Source organism: Mycobacterium sp. PTI7, from assembly GCF_056679845.1.
In genome coordinates this window covers 5072490-5094879 of sequence record NZ_CM155252.1, presented here as the reverse complement: position 1 = coordinate 5094879, position 22390 = coordinate 5072490, and the positions used below count along the sequence as shown (strand labels likewise).

The 22390-nt window shown below is 72.2% G+C and carries 10 protein-coding genes; 4 read left to right on the top strand and 6 right to left on the bottom strand.

Going from position 1 to position 22390, the window contains the following annotated elements; translation table 11 throughout:
- Nucleotides 1-261 precede the first annotated feature (261 nt).
- The 4 genes from AC1MEY_RS24570 (at nt 262) to AC1MEY_RS24555 (ending at nt 17116) form a co-directional block, all read left to right on the top strand.
- Complete coding sequence (locus tag AC1MEY_RS24570; RefSeq protein ID WP_480227967.1) at nt 262-12663, top strand: type I polyketide synthase; 12402 nt, start codon at nt 262-264, stop codon at nt 12661-12663.
- 21 nt (nt 12664-12684) lie between these two features.
- Entirely contained in the window at nt 12685-15018 is a 2334-nt protein-coding gene (locus tag AC1MEY_RS24565; protein ID WP_480227966.1) for a PEP-utilizing enzyme, read from the top strand.
- Between the two features lie 62 nt (nt 15019-15080).
- Nucleotides 15081-16301: an acyl-CoA dehydrogenase family protein gene (locus AC1MEY_RS24560; RefSeq protein WP_480231652.1), complete on the top strand. Its 1221-nt coding sequence runs from the start codon at nt 15081-15083 to the stop codon at nt 16299-16301.
- Nucleotides 16301-17116 carry a tyrosine-protein phosphatase gene (locus AC1MEY_RS24555; protein WP_480227965.1) on the top strand — a complete coding sequence of 272 codons (816 nt, stop codon included), beginning with the start codon at nt 16301-16303 and terminating at the stop codon, nt 17114-17116. The genes AC1MEY_RS24560 and AC1MEY_RS24555 overlap by 1 nt, the downstream gene beginning before the upstream one ends.
- On the opposite strand, the gene AC1MEY_RS24550 is transcribed toward AC1MEY_RS24555, so the two are convergent.
- The 6 genes from AC1MEY_RS24550 to AC1MEY_RS24525 form a co-directional block, all read right to left on the bottom strand.
- Nucleotides 17113-17439, bottom strand: a complete 327-nt coding sequence (locus AC1MEY_RS24550; RefSeq protein ID WP_480227964.1) for an EthD family reductase — start codon at nt 17437-17439, stop codon at nt 17113-17115. The two genes, AC1MEY_RS24555 and AC1MEY_RS24550, sit on opposite strands and share 4 nt — an antisense overlap.
- Before the next feature lie 334 nt (nt 17440-17773).
- Nucleotides 17774-18256, bottom strand: coding sequence for a DUF456 domain-containing protein (locus tag AC1MEY_RS24545; protein ID WP_480227963.1), 483 nt, complete (start codon nt 18254-18256; stop codon nt 17774-17776).
- Nucleotides 18257-18265: 9 nt separating this feature from the next.
- Nucleotides 18266-18967, bottom strand: coding sequence for a haloacid dehalogenase type II (locus tag AC1MEY_RS24540; protein WP_480227962.1), 702 nt, complete (start codon nt 18965-18967; stop codon nt 18266-18268).
- 28 nt (nt 18968-18995) lie between these two features.
- Entirely contained in the window at nt 18996-19961 is a 966-nt protein-coding gene (locus AC1MEY_RS24535; RefSeq protein WP_480227961.1) for an NADPH:quinone oxidoreductase family protein, read from the bottom strand.
- A 6-nt stretch (nt 19962-19967) separates the two neighbouring features.
- A complete protein-coding gene (locus tag AC1MEY_RS24530; protein ID WP_480227960.1) occupies nt 19968-20834 on the bottom strand; it encodes an SDR family oxidoreductase in 867 nt (288 codons plus the stop codon).
- 55 nt (nt 20835-20889) lie between these two features.
- Nucleotides 20890-22299, bottom strand: coding sequence for an aldehyde dehydrogenase family protein (locus AC1MEY_RS24525; RefSeq protein ID WP_480227959.1), 1410 nt, complete (start codon nt 22297-22299; stop codon nt 20890-20892).
- Between the last annotated feature and the right edge of the window lie 91 nt (nt 22300-22390).

Genomic DNA, 22390 nt, shown 5'->3' with positions numbered 1-22390 from the left:
ATATGGTCACCCAAGCGCGACGCGCGGGCCACGCCATCAGTACATTTGCGGCGATGACCCGCTTGGCAGCGCGAAATCGTCGGGGACGAGAACTGCACCGTGACATCGTCGTCCCGGTGCGCACAGCGGGCTCCCACACAGGGCCGACGACGACCGGGCGTCGAAAGATGCCAGTCAGTGCGTCCTGGGCGAGCCCGGCACCGAAAACTTCAGCGTCGCCCACCACGGGCGTCTGACACGGGCCGACAAGGGACACACCGCATGGTCAATCAACTCGAGCACGCCACCGAAGCGCTACGCAAGGCGCTCTCCCAGGTCGAGCGCCTGAAGAACCAGAACCGCGCTCTGCTGGAACGGTCCGGCGAACCGATCGCGGTCGTCGGCATGTCCTGCCGGTATCCAGGCGGCGTCGAGTCCCCCGAGGACCTGTGGCAGATGGTGGCCGAGGGCCGCGACGTCATCTCCGATCTCCCCGAGGACCGCGGCTGGGACGTCGCCAACCTCTTCGACCCGGATCCGGACGCGCCGGGCAAGTCGTACGCCAACACCGGCGGCTTCGTGGACCGCGTCGCCGACTTCGACGCCGGCTTCTTCGGCATCGCCACCAACGAGGCGCTCGCGATGGACCCGCAGCAGCGCATGCTGCTCGAGCTGTCGTGGGAGGCCCTGGAGCGGTCGGGCGTCGACCCGAGTTCGCTGCGCGGCAGCTCGACGGGCGTGTTCGCGGGCGTCATCGCCGGTGGCTACGGCATGTCCGACGACGCCATCGAGGGCTACCGGCTGACCGGCATGACGTCGAGCGTGACGTCGGGCCGCGTCGCCTACGTGCTGGGCCTCGAGGGTCCGGCCGTCTCGGTCGACACCGCGTGCTCGTCGTCGCTGGTGGCGCTGCACATGGCCGTCCAGGCGCTGCGCCTCGGCGAGTGCGACCTGGCGCTCGCGGGCGGCGTGACCGTCAACGCGACGCCGACGATCTTCGTCGAGTTCAGCCGTCACCGCGGCCTCGCGCCCGACGGCCGCTGCAAGCCCTACGCCAACGCCGCGAACGGCGTGGGCTGGGCCGAGGGCGGCGGCGTCCTGGTGGTCGAGCGACTGTCCGACGCGCTGCGCAACGGCCACCAGGTGCTGGCGGTCGTGAAGGGCACCGCCGTCAACCAGGACGGCGCCTCCAACGGCCTGACCGCCCCCAACGGCCCGTCGCAGCAGCGCGTGGTGCGCGCCGCGCTGGCCAACGCCGGTCTGACCACCTCGCAGGTCGACGTGGTCGAGGGCCACGGCACCGGCACGCCGCTGGGCGACCCGATCGAGGCCCAGGCGCTGCTCGCGACCTACGGCCAGGGCCGCACCGAGCCGCTCTGGTTGGGTTCGGTGAAGTCCAACATGGGTCACACGCAGGCCGCGGCGGGCGTCGCGGGCGTCATCAAGATGATCATGGCGATGCGCAACGACGTGCTGCCCAAGTCGCTGCACGTCGACCAGCCCAGCCCGCACGTCGACTGGACGGCGGGTGCGGTCTCCCTGCTCGCCGAGCCGCAGCCCTGGCCCGCGCGTGACGCACCCCGGCGCGCAGGCATCTCCTCGTTCGGCATCAGCGGCACCAACGCCCACGTGATCGTCGAGGAGCCGGCCGCCGTCGAGCGCCCCGCCGCCGAGGCCGCCCCCGCCGTACTGCCGTGGGTGCTGACCGCGAAGACCCCCGGCGCGCTCGCCGGGCAGGCCGCCCGCCTCACCGAACACCTCGGCACGCACGACGTCAGCGACCTGGACGTGGCGTTCACGCTCGCCGGTCGCGCCGCGTTCGACCACCGCGCCGTGGTGCTGGGCACCGACCGCGCGTCGCTGCTGGCCGGCCTCGCCGAACTCGCCGCGCAGTCCGAGACACCCGAGCACTCCGTCACCGGACACGCCACCCCGACGAGCAAGACGGCGTTCGTCTTCCCCGGTCAGGGCAGCCAGTGGCTCGGCATGGGTCTCGAATTGCTGGACAGCTCACCGGTTTTCGCCGACGAGATCGCCGCGTGCGGTGAGGCGCTCGCGGAGTTCGTGGACTGGTCGCTGATCGACGTGCTCCGTGGCGCCGACGGTTCGCCGAGCTTGGACCGCGTCGACGTGGTGCAGCCCGTGCTGTTCGCGATCATGGTGTCGCTGGCCAAGCTGTGGCGGTCGTACGGCGTGACGCCGGACGCCGTGATCGGGCACTCGCAGGGCGAGATCGCCGCCGCCTACGTGGCGGGCGCACTGTCCCTGCGCGACGCCGCCCGCGTGGTCGCGCTGCGCAGCAAGCTCCTGGTCGCACTGTCCGGCCAGGCGGGCATGGTCTCGCTGGCGTGCAGTGCCGACCGCACCCGTGAACTGCTGCTGGGCTTCGACGGCCTGAGCATCGCCGCGATCAACGGTCGCTCCGCCGTCGTCGTGTCCGGCGCGAGCGCGCAGCTCGACGAGCTGGTGCGCCAGTGCGAGGCACTCGAGATCCGCGCCCGCCGCATCGACGTGGACTACGCGTCGCACTCGGTGCAGGTGGAGGCCATCCGCGAGGCACTGCTGGAGGCGCTCGCCGACATCGAACCCCGTTCCACGCGAACGTCGTTCATCTCTACGGTCACCGGCGAGTCGATGGACACCGCCGGCCTGGACGCGCAGTACTGGTACCGCAACATCCGGCAGACCGTCGAGTTCGACAAGGCGATCCGCGCGGCGTGCAAGCACGGCTACCGCGCGTTCGTCGAGGCGAGCCCGCACCCGGTGCTGATGGCCGGCGTCGAGGACACCGCCGCCGACGCCATCGAGGGCGCCGACCCGATCGTCGTGCCCTCGCTGGGCCGCGACGACGGCGGCCTGGACCGCTTTCTCGCCTCGGTCGCGCAGGCGCACGTCGCCGGCGTCCCGGTGGCGTGGCGCGCGACGTGCCCCGGCGGCGCGCTGTCCGACCTGCCCACCTACGCGTTCGAGCGCCGCCGGTTCTGGTTGTCCGGTGGCGCAGCAGGATCCGGGGACGCCAGCGGCTTCGGCCTGGGCGGCACCTCCCACGCGCTGCTCGGTGCCGTGGTCGAGGTCCCCGACTCCGACCAGATCGTGCTGACGGGCCGTCTCGCGGCGTCGTCGCAGTCCTGGCTGGCCGACCACGCCGTCGGCGGCACCGTGCTGTTCCCCGGCGCCGGCTTCGTCGACCTGGTCATCCGCGCGGGTGACGAGGTGGGCTGCCCCGCCATCGAGGAACTCACGCTGCAGGCCCCGCTGATCGTGCCGCCGACGGGCGTGCCGCTGCGCGTCGTCGTGGGTGCGGCCGCCGAGTCCGGATCCCGTGCGGTGGGCGTGTTCTCGCGTCCGACCGACGACGACGCCTGGGTGCTGCACGCCGAGGCCGTCGTCACCGCCGAGACCGACTCCCCCGCCACCGACCTGGCCGCGTGGCCGCCCGCGGGCGCCGTGCCGGTCGACGTGTCCGACGCATACGGCTCGCTGGCCGCCCGCGGCTACGAGTACGGCCCCGCCTTCCGCGGCCTGACCGCGATGTGGCGCCGTGGCGCCGAGGTGTTCGCCGAGGTCGCCCTCCCGCAGGACCTCGCCGCAGGCGACTTCGGCGTCCACCCGGCACTTCTCGACGCCTCGCTGCACGCGGTGGCGCTGGCCGCCGACGACGCCGCGCTGGCCCTGCCGTTCTCCTGGGAGCGGGTCACGCTGCACGCCGCGGGCGCATCCGCGGTCCGCGTGAAGATCACGCCCACCGGCACGAACTCGGTGTCGATCGAACTGGCCGACGGCCTCGGCCTGCCCGTCCTGTCGGTCGGGACCATGACGGCGCGGCCGGTGAGCGCCGACCAGATCGCCGCGTCCTTCAAGGGCGCCGGCCACGCCGACGGCGAACTGTTCGAGGTCGAGTGGTCCGCGGTCACCGGGCCGGAGACGGCGCCGGCCCCGGCCGAGGGTGTCGTCACGTTCGAATCCGAGCCCGCCGCAGTCGATTCCGAGGATCTGCCCGCGGCGGTACGCGCCGCCACCAACCGCGCCCTGGAGTTCGTCCAGACCTGGCTGGCCGAGCCCACGGGCACGCTGCTCGTCGTCACCCGCGGTGCGGTCGCACTGCCGGGCGAGGACGTCACCGACCTGGCGGGTGCCGCCGTCTGGGGCCTGGTCCGCGCCGCGCAGACCGAGAACCCCGGCCGCATCGTGCTGGCCGACGTCCTGGGCGACCTGGACGCCGCCGCACTGCTCGCGGTCGACGAACCGCAACTCGCCGCCCGTCACGGCGCACTGCACGCCCCGCGCGTGACGCGCAGCCGCGGCACCGACGGCGTCCTGACCCCGCCGGAGAGCGGGAAGCCGTGGCGCCTCGGCGTCACGGAGGCCGGCACGTTCGACAACCTCGCACTGATCGAGGTCCCGAACTCCGACCAGCCGCTGCCGCCGGGACACATCCGCGTCGAGATCCACGCCGTCGCAGCCAACTTCCGCGACGTCATGATCACGCTCGGCATGTTCACCCACGACGCGCTGATCGGCAGCGAGGCCGCCGGCGTCGTCACCGAGGTCGGCCCGGACGTCGAGGGCTTCACCGTCGGCCAGCGCGTGATGGGCCTGTTCCCCGAGGGCACCGGCACCCGCGTCGCCGCCGACGCGCGCCTGATCACGCCGATCCCGACCGGCTGGTCCGACGCCGAGGCCGCCGCCGCACTCGTCGTGTTCACCACGGCCTTCTACGGCCTCCGCGAACTCGCCAAGGTCCAGCCCGGCCAGTCGATCCTGATCCACGCCGCGACCGGCGGTGTCGGCCTGGCCGCCATCCAGCTGGCCCGCCACTGGGGCCTCGAGGTGTTCACCACCGCGAGCCGCGGCAAGTGGGACACGTTGCGGGAGTTGGGCTTCGACGACGACCACATCGGCGACTCGCGCACGCTCGAGTTCGAGCAGAAGTTCCTCGACGTCACCGGCGGCCGAGGCTTCGACGTCATCCTCGACTCGCTGGCCGGTGAGTTCGTCGACGCGTCGCTGCGTCTGCTGCCCCGCGGCGGCGTCTTCCTGGAGATGGGCAAGACCGACATCCGCGACGCGGACGCCATCGCCGCCGCGCACGAGGGCGTGTACTACCGCGCCTTCGACCTGTTCGAGCCCGGCCGGCCGCGCATGCAGGAGTACATCGTCGAGCTGGCCGGCATGTTCGAGGCGGGCACCCTGACGCCGCTGCCGGTCACCACGTGGGACATCCGCCGCGGCGCCTCGGCGCTGCGGTACCTGAGCCAGGCCCGCCACATCGGCAAGGTCGTCATGACCATGCCCGACGCGTGGGCCACCGGCACCGTCCTGATCACCGGCGGCACCGGCATGGCGGGCGCCACGGTCGCCCGGCACGTCGTCGCCAAGCACGGCGTCCAGCACCTGCTGCTGGTGTCGCGCCGCGGGGCCGACGCCCCCGGCGCCGCCGAACTGGCCGCCGAACTCACCGAACTGGGCGCCGACGTCCGGATCGTCGCGGCCGACGCCGCCGATCGCGACCAGCTGCGCGCCGTCCTCGCCGACGTCGCGGTGCCGCTGTCCGCGGTGATCCACGCGACCGGCGTGCTGGACGACGCGATGCTCGGCTCGCTGACGCCCGAGCGCGTCGACCCCGTGCTGCGCGCCAAGGTCGACGCCGCGTGGAACCTGCACGAGCTGACCCGCGACGCCAATCTCGGTGCCTTCGTGCTGTTCTCGTCGATGGCGGGTGTGGTGGGCTCGGCCGGTCAGGCCAACTACTGCGCGGCCAACACGTTCGTGGACGGCCTCGCGGCACATCGCCGGGCCCACGGCCTGCCCGCGACGTCGCTCGCGTGGGGTCTGTGGGATCAGGCCAGCGCCATGACCGGTCACCTCGAGCAGGCCGACCTGTCCCGGCTCGGCCGCGACGGCATCCTCGCGATGTCCGGCGCCGACGCCATGACGCTGTTCGACTCCGCGCTCGTCGTCGGCGAGCCGCTGCTCGCGCCGGCCAAGATCGACCGTGGCGCACTGCGCAAGCGGTCGGCCCAGGGCGTGCTGCCGCCGATGTTCTCGGCCCTGGCCAGCGCGCCCACCCGGCGCCGCGTGGACGACTCGCTGGTCGCCGCCAAGTCGAAGTCGGCTCTGGCGCAGCGTCTGCAGGGGCTCACCGAGCCCGCCCAGCAGGCGCTGATCCTCGACCTGCTGCGCTCGCACATGTCGACGGTGCTGGGCACCGGCGATCCGGACGCGATCGTCGCGGAGCTGGCGTTCTCCGACCTCGGCTTCGACTCGCTGACCGCGGTCGAGCTGCGCAACCGGCTGAAGACCGCCACCGGGCTCGCGCTGTCGCCGACGCTGATCTTCGACTACCCCACCCCCGCCGCGCTCGCGGGCTACATCCGCACCGAACTGGCCGGTGAGGCACCGACGCTCGAGCAGGTGCCGACGGCGCTGTCGGTGATCGACGAGCCCATCGCGATCGTCGGCATCTCGTGCCGCTACCCCGGCGGGGTCGACTCGCCGGAGACGCTGTGGGAGATGGTGGCCGAAGGTCGCGACGTGGTGTCGGACTTCCCGACCGACCGCGGCTGGGACCTCGCCAACCTCTACGACAGCGACCCCGACGCGGTCGGCACGTCGTACGCCAACACCGGCGGCTTCCTCTACGACGCCGCGGACTTCGATCCGGCCTTCTTCGGAGTCTCCCCCACCGAGGCGCTGGCCATGGACCCGCAGCAGCGGCTGTTCCTCGAACTCGCCTGGGAGGCACTGGAACGCGGCGGCATCGATCCCGCCGGGCTGCGCGGTAGCGCCACCGGCGTGTTCGCGGGCATCTACGCGCAGGGCTACGGCATCGGCGTCGACGGCGCCGAGGGCTTCCGGCTGACCGGGCAGGCCTCCAGCGTCGCGTCGGGCCGCGTGTCCTACGTGCTGGGCCTCGAGGGGCCGGCCGTCTCGGTCGACACCGCGTGCTCGTCGTCACTTGTCGCGCTGCACATGGCCGTTCAGGCGCTGCGCCTCGGCGAGTGCGACCTCGCGCTCGCGGGCGGCGTCACCATCAACGCCACGCCGGACGTCTTCGTGGAGTTCAGCAGGCAGCGCGGCCTGTCGTCGGACGGCCGCTGCAAGTCGTTCGCGGGCGCCGCGGACGGCACCGGCTTCGCCGACGGCGGCGGCATCCTCGTCGTCGAGCGGCTGTCCGACGCCAAGCGCCACGGCCACGAGATCCTCGCCGTGGTACGCGGATCGGCGATCAACCAGGACGGCGCGTCCAACGGTCTCACCGCCCCCAACGGCCCCTCGCAGCAGCGCGTGGTCCGGGCGGCACTCGCCAACGCGGGCCTGGTGCCCAGCGACGTCGACGCCGTCGAGGCGCACGGCACCGGCACCACCCTGGGCGATCCGATCGAGGCGCAGGCACTGCTCGCGACCTACGGCCAGAACCGCTCCGAGCCGCTGTACCTCGGGTCGATCAAGTCGAACATGGGACACAGCCAGGCCGCGGCCGGCGTCGCCGGCATCATCAAGGTCGTCGAATCCCTGCGCCACGACATGCTCCCCGCGACGCTGCACGTCGACGAGCCCAGCCCGCACGTGGACTGGACCATGGGGTCGATCGCGCTGCTCACCGAGGCCCGGCCGTGGAAGGCCAACGGCCACCTGCGCCGTGCCGGCGTCTCGTCGTTCGGCATCAGCGGCACCAACGCGCACGTCATCATCGAGGAGGCGCCGGCGGTCGACGCCCCGGTGGTCGTCACCGAGCACCCGCCGGTGGTGCCGTGGGCCCTCTCGGCGAAGAACCCCGACGCCCTCGCGGTGCAGGCACGCCGCATCGCCGAGCACGTCGAGTCCCGTCCCGAGATCGACGCGCTCGACGTCGGCTGGACCCTGGGCGGCCGCTCGGCGTTCGCCCACCGGGCCGTCGTCGTCGGCGCCGACCGCGACGAACTGCTCGCTGGGCTGAAGGCGCTGGCCGAGGGCGAGTCCCCGGCGGGCGTCATCCGCGGCCGGGCGGTCGGCGCGGGCAAGACCGCGTTCGTCTTCCCGGGCCAGGGATCGCAGACGCTCGGCATGGGCCGCGACCTGTACGCCGCCTACCCGGTGTTCGCCGAATCCTTCGACAACACCACCCGCGAGCTGGACCGCCACCTGCTGCGCCCCGTGCGCGACGTGATGTGGGGTGCCAACGACGCGCTGCTCGACAGCACGGAGTTCGCCCAGCCGGCGCTGTTCGCGATCGAGGTGGCGCTGTTCCACCTGCTCGACTCGTGGGGCGTGCGACCGGACTTCCTGATCGGTCACTCGGTCGGTGAGCTGTCCGCCGCGCACGTGGCGGGTGTGCTGTCGCTCGAGAACGCCTCCGCCCTGGTGGTGGCGCGCGGCAGGCTCATGCAGCGGCTGCCCGAGGGCGGCGCGATGGTCGCCGTCGCGGCGACCGAGGACGAGGTGACCCCGCTGCTGACCGGCGAGGTCTCCGTCGCCGCGGTCAACGCACCCGGCTCCGTCGTGATCTCCGGACCCCAGGACGCGGTGACGGCGATCGCCGAGACGCTCCGCGGGCAGGGCCGCCGCACGCATCAGCTGGCCGTGTCGCACGCCTTCCACTCGTCGCTCATGGAGCCGATGCTGCTGGAGTTCAACTCGGTCGCCAGCGGCATGCCGGTCTCGGCGCCCACCATCCCGGTGGTCTCCAACCTGACCGGTGCGGTCGCGGGTCCCGACTTCGGGACGTCGGCCTACTGGCAGCGGCACGTCCGCGAGGCGGTGCGCTTCGCCGACGGCGTCCGCGCGCTGTCGGCGGCGGGCGTCACCCGCTTCCTGGAACTGGGGTCCGCGAGCGGACTGACGGCGTCGATCGCCCAGACCCTCGCCGATCCGGATGCCGTGGTCGAGCCGGTCGCGACGTCGCTGCTGCGCAAGGACCGTCCGGAGCCGGCGCAGCTGCTGTCCGCGCTCGCGGAGTACTCCGTCGCGGGCGGTGACGTCGCGTGGCGCAACGTGTGTGGCGGCGGCCGCCTGGTCGACCTGCCCACCTACGCCTTCCAGCGCCGCCGGTTCTGGCTGTCCGGCAACGGCTCCGGTGCCACCAACGCCGTCGGCCTTGGCCTCGGCGGCGCCGAGCACGCGCTGCTCGGGGCGATCGTCGAGATGCCGGAGACCGGCGGCGTCACGCTGGCCGGCCGCCTGACCGCGTCGACGCAGTCGTGGCTGTCCGATCACGCCGTCGGCGGGGTCGTGCTGTTCCCCGGCGCCGGGTTCGTCGAGCTGGCGATCCGGGCGGGCGACGAGGTCGGCTGCAACACCGTCGACGAACTCATGCTGCATGCGCCGCTGGTGCTGCCGTCGGAGGGCGTCGCCGTCCAGGTGGTCGTCAGTGCCGCCGACGCCGGCGGTGCGCGGGTCTTCTCGATCTTCTCGCGGCCCGACGGCGACAACCCGCCGTGGACGCTGCACGCCGAGGGCGAACTGGGCGTCGAGACCACCGCGCCGGGAACCGAACTGGTGGTGTGGCCGCCGGTCGGCGCCCGCGAGGTCGACGTCACCGACGCGTACGCGGTGCTGGCCGAACGGGGTTACCAGTACGGCCCGGCGTTCCAGAACCTCACCGCCATGTGGCGGCGCGGCGACGAGATCTTCGCCGAGGTGAAGCTGGGCCGGGACGCGTCCGTCACCGGACTCGGCGTGCACCCCGCGCTGCTCGACGGCGCACTGCACGCGGTGATCCTGGGCATGGACTCCGACGAGCTGGCCCTGCCCTTCTCCTGGCAGAAGGTGTCGCTGCACGCCGCCGGCGCGTCCGCGGTTCGCGCCAGGATCGCGCCGAACGGCCCGAGTTCGATGTCGATCGACCTCGCCGACGGTCTCGGCCTGCCCGTGCTGTCGGTGCAGTCGATGGTCGCCCGGCCGGTGACGGCCGCGCAGCTCGCGGCCGCGGTCGGCACCACCACCGGCGGTGAGCTGTTCGAGGTCATCTGGACGCCGCTGACCCCGCCCGCTGAGGCGCCCACGGTGGACGGCGAGATCGGCGTCTACGACACGCGTCCGGTCGCATACGAGGCCGGTGTGCCCGGCGTCTACGCGTCCACCCACGACGCGCTCGCACGCATGCAGTCGTGGCTCGCCGAGCCGGCGGGCACGCTGGTGGTCGTCACCCACGGCGCGGTCGCGCTGCCGGGCGAAGACCTCACCGACCTGCCGGGTGCGGCGGCCTGGGGCCTGGTCCGCGCCGCGCAGACCGAGCATCCCGGTCGGGTGGTGCTGGTCGACACCGACGCCGAGGGCGACCTCGACGCGGCCGACCTGGCGGCGATCGTCACCACCGGCGAGCCGCAGATCGTGATCCGCACCGGCACGCTGCACTCCGCCCGGGTGGTGCCCAGCCGGGCCGCCGACGCGGTCCTGGATCCGCCCGCCGACGGGTCGCCGTGGCGACTCGCCGTCGGAACCCCCGGGACGTTCGACGACCTGGTGCTCGAACCGATCCCGGACGCCGACGAACCGCTGGGCGCGGGCCGCATCCGCGTCTCGATCAAGGCCATCGCGGCCAACTTCCGCGACGTCATGATCACGCTCGGGCTCTACCCGGGTGAGGCCGTCATGGGCATCGAGGCCACCGGCGTCGTCACCGAGATCGGGCCGGACGTCGCGGGCGTCGCCGTCGGTGACCGTGTCATGGGTCTGTTCCCGGAGGGCACGGGCACCGTCGCCACCACCGACGCGCGGGTCGTGCTGCCGGTGCCGTCGGATTGGCGTGACGCGCAAGCCGCGGGCTTCACCGTCGGCTTCGCGACGGCGTTCTTCGCGCTGCGCCAGATCGCCGACGTCCAGCCCGGCCAGTCGGTGCTGATCCACGCCGCCACCGGCGGCGTCGGCATGGCGGCCGTGCAGCTGGCCCGGCACTGGGGCCTGGAGGTCTTCGCGACCGCCAGCCGCCCGAAGTGGGACACGTTGCGCGCCATGGGCTTCGACGACGATCACATCGGCGACTCGCGCACCCTGGACTTCGAGCAGAAATTCCTCGCCGTCACCGGCGGGCGCGGCGTCGACGTGGTGCTCGACTCGCTGGCGAACGACTTCGTCGACGCGTCGCTGCGGCTGCTGCCGCGCGGTGGCGCGTTCCTCGAGATGGGCAAGACCGACATCCGCGACGCGGACACGGTGGCGGCCGCTCACCCGGGCGTCCACTACCGGGCCTTCGACCTGTTCGAGGCCGGCGCCGACGGCGTCGCCCGAATCCTGTCGGGCGTCTCGGATCTGAGCCGCACCGGCGTGCTGAAGCCGCTGCCCGTCGACACGTGGGACGTCCGCCGCGCACCGGCGGCGCTGCGGCACCTCAGCCAGGCCAAGCACATCGGCAAGGTCGTCATGACCATGCCGGACGCGTGGACCACCGGCACCGTGATGATCACCGGCGGCACCGGCATGGCGGGCGCCTCGGTGGCCCGGCACGTCGTCGCCGAGCACGGCGCGCGGGACCTGCTGCTGGTGTCGCGTCGCGGTCCGGACGCCCCCGGCGCGGCCGACCTCGTCGCCGAACTCACCGAGGCGGGCGCCAGCGTGCGCGTCGTCGCGGCCGACGTGTCCGATCGGGACGCGCTGGCCAAGGTGCTGGCCGAGATCGACCATCCGCGGGCGCTGTCGGCGGTGTTCCACACCGCGGGCGTGATCGACGACGCCGTCGTCACGTCGCTGACGCCGGAGCGCGTCGACACCGTGCTGCGGGCCAAGGTCGACGCGGCGGACAACCTGCACGAGCTGACCCGTCACCTCGACGTGTCGGTGTTCGTGCTGTTCTCCTCGATGGCCGGCCTGGTCGGCGGCTCAGGTCAGGCCAACTACTCGGCGGCCAACGCCTACCTCGACGCCCTCGCCACGCACCGGCGCACGCTGGGACTGCCGGCGATGTCGCTGGGCTGGGGTCTGTGGGATCAGACCGGCGGCATGGCGGGCGATCTCGACGAGGCCGGCATCGCCCGGCTCGCACGCGACGGCATCCTCGCGATGTCGGTCCCGGAGGCGCTGACGCTGTTCGACAAGGCGCTGGTGGTCGACGAGCCGTTCCTGGTGCCCGCCCGCATCGACCGGGCCGCGCTGCGGACCAAGTCGTCGGCGGGCACGCTGCCGCCGATGTTCAACGAGCTGATCTCCGGACCGGCGCGTCGCCAGGTCGGGGACTCGCTGGCGGCCGCACAGTCGCGGTCGGCGCTCGTGTCGCGGCTGGCCGGACTGCCGGTCGACGAGCAGCAGGCCGTGCTGCTGGACCTGGTGCGCTCGCACATGGCGACCGTGCTGGGCCTGCCGTCACCGGACGCGATCGGAGCGGACCTGGCCTTCCAGGACCACGGCTTCGACTCGCTGACGGCGGTCGAGCTGCGCAACCGGCTCAAGGCCGCGACGGGTCTGACCCTGTCGCCGACGCTGATCTTCGACTACCCGAACCCGACGTCGCTGGCGGAGTACTTCCGCACGCAACTCGGCGGCGAGACCGACGACGCCCCGGCGGTCAACGCCGTCGAGGCCGAGCTGCAGCGCGTCGTGTCGTCGATCCCGATCAAGCGGCTGCGGCAGGCCGGCGTGCTCGACATGCTGCTCAACCTCGCCGGCCAGTCCGACGTCGCCGAGGACTCGGCGGGCGACCGTGGGGCGCAGAGCATCGAGGACATGGACCTGCAGGATCTGCTCAACGCGTTCGACGACGATGACGACTGAGACGATGACGACCAGGTCGCCATGAGGGTCCTCGTCGCGGGCGCCGACGGGCCCCTCGGCCGGGGGGTCGCGCTGCGGCTCGTCAGCCTGGGGCACGACGTCGTCGGCGTCGGGGCCCGGCGGCCCGAGAGTTGGCCGGGCTCAGTGGAATTCGTGGCGTCGGTTGCCGACGTCACCGGCTTCGACGCCGTCGCGATGTGCGCCGACGTGGACCTGCCCGCCGGACCGGTGCGGCGCGTCGTCGTCCGTCATCCGCTGGTGCTCGGCCGCGACGTCGACGACTCGATGCTGCGGGCGTTCGCGCGGCCCGTACACCTCTACTCCGGCGACGAGGTCGACCGGCCGCTGCAGGTGGTGCACCCGCACGACCTCGAGCGCGCCTACGTCCAGGCCGTGATCGGCGGCGTCACCGAACCCGTCGAGGTGGCCGCTGCCGGTCAGACCACGTTCCGCGCGATCGCCTCCGCGGTGGGGCGCCCGCTGGTGCGGGTGCCGCTCGGGCGCGGGGCGGCGCCGGTCCAGTTCGGCCCGTGGCTGGACGGCGCGAGCTTCATCCGGCCCACCTGGACCGCCGCCGAGTGCCTCGAGGACTTCGCGCTGGTGGTCCGCGCCCGGTTCGCCATCCGGTTCCCGGGGACGGCGGGCCACGTGGTCGCCCTGCCGTGGCGGCTGCCCCGCGTGCGCGAGATCCCCGCAGTCGACACCCCGTCGGAGGACGGCGTCGTCCCCGTGCCAGCCGAGACCACCGGCGCCGGCGGCGAATTCGACACCCCGATCGACCCGCGCTTCCCCGCGTTCGTCGCGACCAACCTGTCCGAGGCGCTGCCCGGCCCGTTCTCGCCGTCGTCGGCGTCGGTGACCGTCCGCGGCACCCGCGCCGCGGCGCTGGTGATCTCGCAGCGGCTGCGCCCGGGCGGCGCGGTGCAGCGCGAGATGGCCAAGCGCACCACCGGCGTGTTCGGCCACCGGCTGTACGCGGGCATCACGTCCGGCCACTTCATGGCGCAGACCGTGCCGCTGGTGGACCCCGACCTCATCATCAACGGCTTCTTCGGCCAGACCGTCGAGGGCCTGTCGCTGTTCGGCGACGAGCTGCCGCCCGTCGAGAAGCGCTCGCTACCCGGGCACGTGCGCGGCGTCCTCACGTTCGCCAACAACCTGCTCGGGCTGACGGCGGGTTCGGGGCGCGACACCCGCGACCTGGTCCGCGACGTCGACCGGCTCGAGGTGGCGGCCACCCACCTCGCCGACGTCGACGACCAGAAGCTGCGCGAGCTGATCGTGCTGGCCCGCGACCACGTGGTGCACGCCTGGGTGCTGGCATCGGCGTCGATCCTGGTGTGCACGGCCTACGGCGTGATCCTGCGCATCCTGTGCGGCCGCGACGTACTGCCGTCGGCGGGACCGGACGTCGCGAGCGCGCAGTCCCTCGCCGCGGTGCACCGCCTGGCCGCCGCCGCCCGCCGCGACCCCGCACTCAGCGCGCTGCTCAAGGCCGAGGACCCCGACCCGCAGACGCTCGCGCACGTCGCACCCGACTTCGCCGCCCACCTGGCCCACGAGATCCGCGCGATCGGCCACCGGGGACCCGGCGAGGTCGAGATGCGCAGCGCGTCGTTCGCCGACGATCCCCGCCTGCTGCTGCGGATGGTCGCCAAGACCATGGAGCTGCCGCCGTGGGAGCCGCCCGCGCCGCCCGAGATCCCGCTGCTGGTGCGGCCGATCGCCGCGGCGGCGTCCGGGCAGATGCGCGACCGGGAGGTGCGCCGCGACCGCATGGTCCGCACCATCTGGCTGCTGCGCGGACTGCTGCGGGAGTACGGTGGCCGGCTGGTCGAGGCCGGCACGCTCACCGCCGTCGATGACGTGTTCTACCTGCTAGTCGACGAACTCGACGCGCCGCCGCCCGGCCTCGCCGACGTCGTCGCCCGGCGCCGCGCCGAGCAGACCCAGCTGGAGCGCATCGTCCCGCCCGAGGCGTTCAGCGGCCGGTGGGCGCCCACCGAGGTCGCCGCGGCGCTGTGCGGTGGCGAGGTGCTGCACGGCATGGGCGTCTGCGCCGGCGTGGCCCGCGGCCGCGTGCGCGTCGTGACGCCCGAGACCATCGACGACCTCGAGCCCGGCGAGATCCTCGTCGCGCAGGTCACCGACGTCGGCTACACCCCGGCGTTCGCCTACGCGGCGGCCGTCGTCACCGAACTCGGCGGCCACATGTCGCACGCCGCGATCGTCGCGCGCGAGTTCGGCGTGCCCTGCGTGGTCAATGCCCGGGGCGCCGCGTCCCGGCTGTCGAACGGCACGCTGATCGACGTCGACGGCACCACCGGCGACGTGACCGTCGTCGCCGATACCTGATCTCTGACGTGCCCGGAGCCCGACTCGACGGGTGTCATATCGTGGCGGGCATGGACTTCTCGATGTCGGCCAAGGGTCAGGATTACCACGACCGCTTGTCGGCCTTCATGCTCGAACACGTCTTCCCCGCCGAGGCGTCCTACGACGCCTACCGGCACGAGAAGGGCCGGGACGATCACACCGTCCCGCCGGTGGTCGAGGAACTCAAGGAGCTGGCCAAGGCGCAGGGGCTGTGGAACCTGTTCCTCCCGTCGGAGTCCGGCCTGAGCAACCTCGAGTACGCGCCGCTGGCCGAACTCAGCGGCTGGAGCATGGAGATCGCGCCCGAGGTGCTGAACTGCGCGGCGCCCGACACCGGCAACATGGAGACGCTGCACCTGTTCGCCAACGAAGAGCAGAGCAAGCAGTGGCTCGAGCCGCTGCTGGCCGGCGAGATCCGCAGCGCCTTCGCGATGACCGAGCCCGCGGTGGCGTCGTCGGATGCCCGCAACATCGAGACCACGATGCTGCGCGACGGCGACGACTACGTCATCAACGGCCGCAAGTGGTGGATCTCGGGCGCCGCCGATCCGCGGTGCAAGATCCTGATCGTCATGGGGCGCACCAACCCCGACGCCGCGAGCCATCAGCAGCAGTCGATGATCCTGGTGCCCATGGACACGCCCGGCGTGGCCGTCGAGCGGTCGCTGCCGGTGTTCGGCTACCAGGATCAGCACGGCCACTGCGAGGTGTCGTTCGACAACGTCCGAGTGCCGGTCGCCAACCTGCTGCACGAGGAGGGCAGCGGCTTCGCGATCGCGCAGGCCCGGCTCGGCCCGGGCCGCATCCACCACTGCATGCGCGCGATCGGCGTGGCCGAGCGGGCGTTCGCGCTGATGGTCGACCGCGTCACCAAGCGCATCGCGTTCGGCAAGCCACTCGCCGAGCAGGGCGTGGTGCAGCAGCAGGTGGCGTTGTCCCGCAACGAGATCGACCAGTCGCGGCTGCTGTGTCACAAGGCCGCGTGGACCATCGACAAGTACGGCAACAAGAGCGTCGAGGCGCGCCTGCAGGTCGCGCAGATCAAGGCCGTCGCGCCGCAGATGGCGTGCAACGTGCTCGACCGCGCCATCCAGGTGCACGGCGGCGCGGGCATCTCCGACGACGTGCCGCTGGCCCGGCTGTACGGCTGGCACCGTGCGATGCGCCTGTTCGACGGGCCCGACGAGGTGCACATGCGGACCATCGCGCGGACGTCGATCGGCGCGGAGAAGTCGCCCTTCGCCGCGGCGGTCACGTCGTAGTGGTGTCGACCGGGCACGAACTCTCGGGGGCATGGAACTTCCGCGACGTCGCGGAGTCGACGGGCATCCGGCCGGGCCGGTTCTTCCGGTCCAGTGAGCTGAGCGCGCTCGACGACGCCGGGCGCGCGGCGCTCGCCGCCTACGGCATCACCGACGTCGCCGATCTGCGGTCGGTGCGCGAGCTGGAGCGGCGCGGGGCCGGCCAGGTGCCCGACGGGGTGTCGGTGCACCTGCTGCCGTTCCACGAGCTGTCGGCCGCGGGGGCCGCGGCCGCCGGCGCGCCGCACGAGCAGAGCTTCGAGCGGATGATGACCGAGAAGCCCGACGACGAGGACGTCTCCGTCGCGGCCACCCGGTTCATGACCGAGGAGTACCTGCGGTTCCCGACGCTGCCCGGCGCGCATCTGGCGCTGCGCGAGGTCATCTCGACGCTCGGCGACGAGCGGCCGCTGATCGCCCACTGCTTCGCCGGCAAGGACCGGACGGGCTTCACGGTCGCGACGGTGCTCGAGACCGTCGGCGTCGACCGCGACGCGATCCTCGCCGACTTTCTGCGCAGCAACGACGCGGTGCCACAGCTGCGCGAGCGGATCCTGGAGTCCATCCGCACCCGCGCCGGCGAGGATGCGACGCCGGAGATCGTCACGTTCGCCGAGGCCCGGCTCACCGAGGAGGTGCTCGGCGTCCGCGAGGAGTACCTCGACGCGGCGCGGCGCACCATCGACACGGAGTTCGGCTCGCTGCCGGCCTACCTGTCGGCGATCGGCGTCACCGACGAGCAGGTGTCCCGACTGCGGGCGGCGCTGCAGGACTAACCGCGGTCCTGGGCGATCTCGATGTCGGAGAACAACACTCGCACCCCGCCGGTGGACAGCCGTCCCATCGCCTCGAAGAACGCCCCGGCCTCCGGGGTCGTGACGGCGGCGCTGGCGGCGTCGTAGTCGGGGTAGTACAGGTCGATCGACCGGTACGCCGGGGTCGGGGAGCCGTCCTCCTTGGGCCACACCTTCGACGTCTCGACGCGGATGTGGCCGGGGATCTTGCGGGCCGCCTCGAGCTGCTCGGCCTCGTAGGCCGCCTCGAACGCCGCCGGGTCGGTCGGGTTGTCGTAGATGACGGTGATCTTCGTTTCGGACATGCTGCTCCTTCGGGGTTCCGTGGGCGGCCGGCGCGCTGGGCCGTCTCCATCATGGTCTGCGTGGGGTCCGGCCGCTTGGCTCCGCGGTGCTCCTGCCGTTCGGGAAGCACGTGCGCGCGTGCCCTGGCGAGAAGCATGTTCGCGCGTGCCCGCCTCTGAGCGACAAGTCGCGACAATCCCGTCGCCGCCGGTGATCCGCCGAGGCACAGAACCCGTGGGCGCCTTCCCCGCGCCCCTCGCAGTCCCTCGTTGTCGCGAGTTGTCGCTCAGAGGTGGGCAGTTGCGGTGCCCCCGGCCCAGAGCCGCGCGGCCCCGTCCCCCGGAGCGCGCGGCCCTAGCTCACCAGCACGCCGACGACCCACACCACCGTCGCCAACAGCGCGCCCGTCAGCTCGACGCCCACCGACAGCGCGACGCCCTTCAACGCGTGCACCGTCGACGCCCACGCCCGCCGCTGGTCGCGCCGCCGAGCCAGCTCGGCCAGGTAGATGCCCAGCACGAAGCCAATCACCAGGCCCACGACCGGAATCACGAAGAAGCCGACGATGCCGCACACCGCGCCCGCGAACAACGTCCCCGTGCCGACGTCGGCGCGCTTCATCCGCCGGGCGGGCCACAGGTACTTGATCAGCAGCGTCGCCGCGAGGATCACCGTCACCACGCCGAGCGTCACCCAGCCCGCGATGGTCTGTTCCACGAAGGCCCACACGCCGATCGCCGCGAGTACCAGCAGCGTCCCGGGCAGGAGGGGGATGACGACGCCCACCACGCCGATGGCGATCGCGACCGCCACCAGGATCAGGCCGCCGGTGTCCACGACCCGAGCCTAGGCGAGCTGACGGGCCAGATCGAGGAAGTCCGTGGCGACGTGGTCGAACTCGCCGACACCCACGCGTGGCGGCGCGCGGCCTGGCCCGCGTTCGAGCGGACGGGAGACGTACGCCGTCCGCAGTCCGGCGTCGCGCGCGGCACGCAGATCGCTGGGGTGTGCCGCCACCAGCGCCAGCGAGCCGGGGTCGACGTCCAGCAGATCGGCGCAGCCGAGGTACGCCTCGGGGTCGGGCTTGTAGTGCCGGAACAGCTCGGCCGAGATCACGCAGTCCCACGGCAGCCCGGCGCGCTTGGCCATGTTGGTCAGCAGCGACACGTTGCCGTTCGACAGCGTGGTGATCGTGAACGACGCCTTGAGCCGGGTGAGGCCCTCGACGGCGTCCGGCCACGGGTCCAGCCGATGCCAGGCCCGGTTCAGGTCGGCGAGGTCGGCGTCGGGCACGTCGGTGATGCCGGCGTCGGCGAGCAGGTCGTCGAGGATCATCCGGTGCAGGGCGTCGATCCGCAGCCACGGCAGCTCGCCGGTGCGCACCCGGTCCATCGCCGCGGGATAGCCCGCCCGCCAGTCGTCGGCGAACCTCTCCCAGTCCCGCTGGACGCCGTGGGCCGCGCCGAACGCCGTCAGCTCGCGGATGACGCTGCCGCGCCAGTCCACGACCGTGCCGAAGACGTCGAACGCCAGCGCGCGAATCGTCATTGCTCGATGTTCTTCGCGCAGGCGCTCATCAGGGCTCCAGGACCAGCTTCCCCCGAATCTCGCCCGCCGCAAGCGCTTCCAGCGCCGCACGACCATCCGACAGCGGATACCGCACCGGGGGCGGCGGACGCAGGCCCGCCGCGACGAGCCGGTTGAGCCCCTTGCCGATCTTCGCCTGGGCGCCCGGCGTCCGGTTCACGAACTCGCCGAGACCGACGCCGACCACCGACACGTTGCGCAGCAGCAGCCGGTTGACCTTGACCGTGGGAATGCCGCCGCCGGAGGCGAATCCGATCACGAGCAGCCGACCCTCGGTGGCCAGCACCCGGATGGCGTCGTCGAACGCGTCGCCGCCGACGGGGTCCACCACCACGTCGACGCCACGGCCCTCGGTGTGCTCGCGGACCGCCTGCGCCCACCCCTCGGTCAGGGGCAGCACCACGTCGGCACCGAGCGACCGGACGAACTCGTCCGCGCCGGTACGGTGCACCATCGCGATCACGCGTGCGCCCATCGCCTTGGCGATCTGGATGGCCGCCGTCCCCACGCCGCCGGCCGAGCCCAACACCAGCACCGTCTCCCCCGGCTGCAACGCCGCGCGGCGCTCCAACCCGAAGAACATCGTGTAGTAGTTGCCCAGCAGCGCGGTGGCCGAGGCGTCGTCGACGTCGTCGGGCGTCGGCACGACGCTGTCCGGTGACACCGCCACCGTCTCGGCCCACCCACCGAGCATCGACAACGCCGACACCCGCTGGCCGACGGTCACCGTCGAGCCCGCGGGCGCGGAACGCACCACGCCCGCGACCTCGGTACCCGGGACGAACGGCGGGTCCAGCTTGAGCTGGTACTCCCCGCGGATCAGCAGCAGATCGGGGAAGCAGACGCCCGCCGCACCGACGTCGACGATCACCGCGGAGTCACCCGCGACGTCGTCCACGTCGGTGTAGGTCAGACCTGCCGGTCCGGTGAGGGATTGTGCGACAAGCGCCTTCACCCGGTATCAGCCGAGCGAGAAGCTGGCCGACTTGGCCGCCGACAGGTCGGTGATCTCGCCCCACTTGCTCGCGACGTCGTCGACCGTGGGCACGCCGTCGGAGAAGGTGATGCCCTCGTTCTGGAAGAGCGCGGTGCGCTGCACCTTGCCGCCGCCGACGATGAAGATCGAGTCGGTGTCGACCAGCTCCTCGGTCATCAGGTAGGCCACCACCGGCGCCACGTACTCCGGCGTCAGCTTCTCGAAGACCTCCTTGGGCAGGATGTCCTCGGTCATGCGGGTCGCCGCGATGGGCGCCACCGCGTTGGTCTTGATGTCGTACTTCGCGCCCTCCTGGGCGAGGGTGTTGATCAGGCCGACGAGGCCCAGCTTCGCGGCGCCGTAGTTGGCCTGGCCGAAGTTGCCGAACAGCCCGCTGGTCGACGTCGCGACGACGACGCGGCCGAAGCTCTGCTCACGGAAGTGCGGCCACGCCGCGCGAATCACGTTGTAGCCGCCGTAGAGGTGCACCTTCAGCACGGCGTCCCAGTTCTCGAACGTCATCTTGTGGAAGGTGCCGTCGCGCAGGATGCCCGCGTTGCTGACGACGCCGTCGACCTTGCCGAACTCGTCGATCGCGGTCTTGATGATGTTCTCCGCGCCCTCGGGCTCGGCGACGCTGTCGTAGTTGGCGACCGCACGGCCGCCGGCGGCCTTGATCTCGTCGACCACCTGGTCGGCCATGTTGTGTCCGGCACCCGATCCGTCGCGCGAGCCGCCGAGGTCGTTGACGACGACGCTCGCGCCCTCCCTGGCCAGCGTCAGGGCGTATTCACGACCCAGTCCACCGCCGGCTCCGGTGACGACGACGACGCGATCCTGTACTCCGGGCATTGCACTCCTCTTTCGAAAGGGGTCGGTCTCTAACGGGTCTGGCTGCTGGACGCGCCTAGAACAGCTTGCGCGCCAGCTTCCACGCCTTATCTGTATACGGCGGGTATATCAGTGCGGTTAAGTCGGGTCGGGTCGTCTTGGTGAGCACCGACTTGCGGTGGCTGAACTCCTCGAAGCCGAACCTGCCGTGGTAGGCGCCCATGCCCGACGGGCCGACGCCGCCGAACGGCAGCTTGGTGGTGGAGAACTGAAACAGCAGGTGATTCACCAGCATGCCGCCGGCGGGCACCTCCTTGATGACGCGCTCGCGTACGGCCTTGGTCTTGGTGAACAGGTAGGCGGCCAGCGGCTTGGGCCGCGAGTTCACGAATGCGATTGCCTCGTCCAGGTTTCCGACGGTGACGATCGGCAGGATGGGGCCGAAGATCTCGTCGCGCATGAGCGGCTCGTCGAGGCTGGGGTCCACCACGACGGTCGGCTGGATCTTGATGGTCGCGGCATCCGAGCCACCGCCGACGGCGACGGTGCCCTTGGTGGCGGCCAGCGAGGACACCAGCCTGTCGAAGTGCCGCTCGTTGACGATCCGCTTGCCCGACGGGTCGCCGGCCTCGAACGTCTCGACCGCCGCCCGGATCTTGTCGACGAGTTCGTCGCGGATGGACGCCTCGGCGATCACGTAGTCGGGCGCGATGCAGATCTGGCCCGAGTTGATCAGCTTGGTCCACGCGATGCGCTTGGCGGCGACGTCGATGTCGGCGTCCGCGGCGACGATCACCGGGCTCTTGCCGCCGAGTTCGAGCGTGACCGGCGTCAGGTGCGCGGCCGCGGCCTCGTAGACGCGGCGGCCGATCTCGGTGCCACCGGTGAAGCACAGCTTGTCGAAGCCCTGCGCGATGAGTTCCTGGCTGACGGCCCCGTCACCCTCGACGACGGCGACGGCCTCGCGGTCGAGGTACTTCGGGATGAGCTCGGCCATCAGCGCCGACGATGCGGGCGCAACCTCGGATGGCTTGAGCAGCACCGCATTTCCCGCAGCAAGGGCGCCGACGGCGGGGCCGAGCGTCAGTGCGAACGGGAAGTTCCATGCGCCGATGACGAGCACCACGCCGTACGGCTCGTACTCCACCCAGCCGCGGCCGGGGCGCTGCGAGAACTCCAGCATCCGGTGCTTGCGCTTGGTCCACTTGCCGACGCTCTTCGCGGCGTCGCGCGCCTCGGCCGCCGTGCTGGCGATGTCGGCGAGCCAGGCCTCGAACGGCTTGCGGCCCAGGTCCTGCTCGAGCGCGCCGGCGATGGCCGATTCGTTCTCGACGATGAGTGCCTCGAGCGCCTTGAGCTGGCGCCGCCGCCAGTCGACGCTGCGCGTCCGGCCGCTCGCGAAGGTCGCGCGGAGCCCGGCGACGATGGCCGGGATGTCGGCGGCGCCGGTCCCCGACGTGGGTGGCGCGACGGATTCTGTGGTCACGGAGTGTCCTTCCTGGACCTACGGGCCGGGGGCAGCGAGTGTGCTCTGCGCCACGATCCTAACCAACCACCTGGTTGGTGAACAGGCCCGC

Excerpts from the sequence above, each read along its gene's own strand:
- AC1MEY_RS24570 (WP_480227967.1), top strand. The coding sequence starts at position 262 with ATGGTCAATCAACTCGAGCACGCCACCGAAGCGCTACGCAAGGCGCTC.
- AC1MEY_RS24565 (WP_480227966.1), top strand. The coding sequence starts at position 12,685 with ATGAGGGTCCTCGTCGCGGGCGCCGACGGGCCCCTCGGCCGGGGGGTC.
- AC1MEY_RS24560 (WP_480231652.1), top strand. The coding sequence starts at position 15,081 with ATGTCGGCCAAGGGTCAGGATTACCACGACCGCTTGTCGGCCTTCATG.
- AC1MEY_RS24550 (WP_480227964.1), bottom strand. The coding sequence starts at position 17,439 with ATGTCCGAAACGAAGATCACCGTCATCTACGACAACCCGACCGACCCG.
- AC1MEY_RS24540 (WP_480227962.1), bottom strand. The coding sequence starts at position 18,967 with ATGACGATTCGCGCGCTGGCGTTCGACGTCTTCGGCACGGTCGTGGAC.
- AC1MEY_RS24530 (WP_480227960.1), bottom strand. The coding sequence starts at position 20,834 with ATGCCCGGAGTACAGGATCGCGTCGTCGTCGTCACCGGAGCCGGCGGT.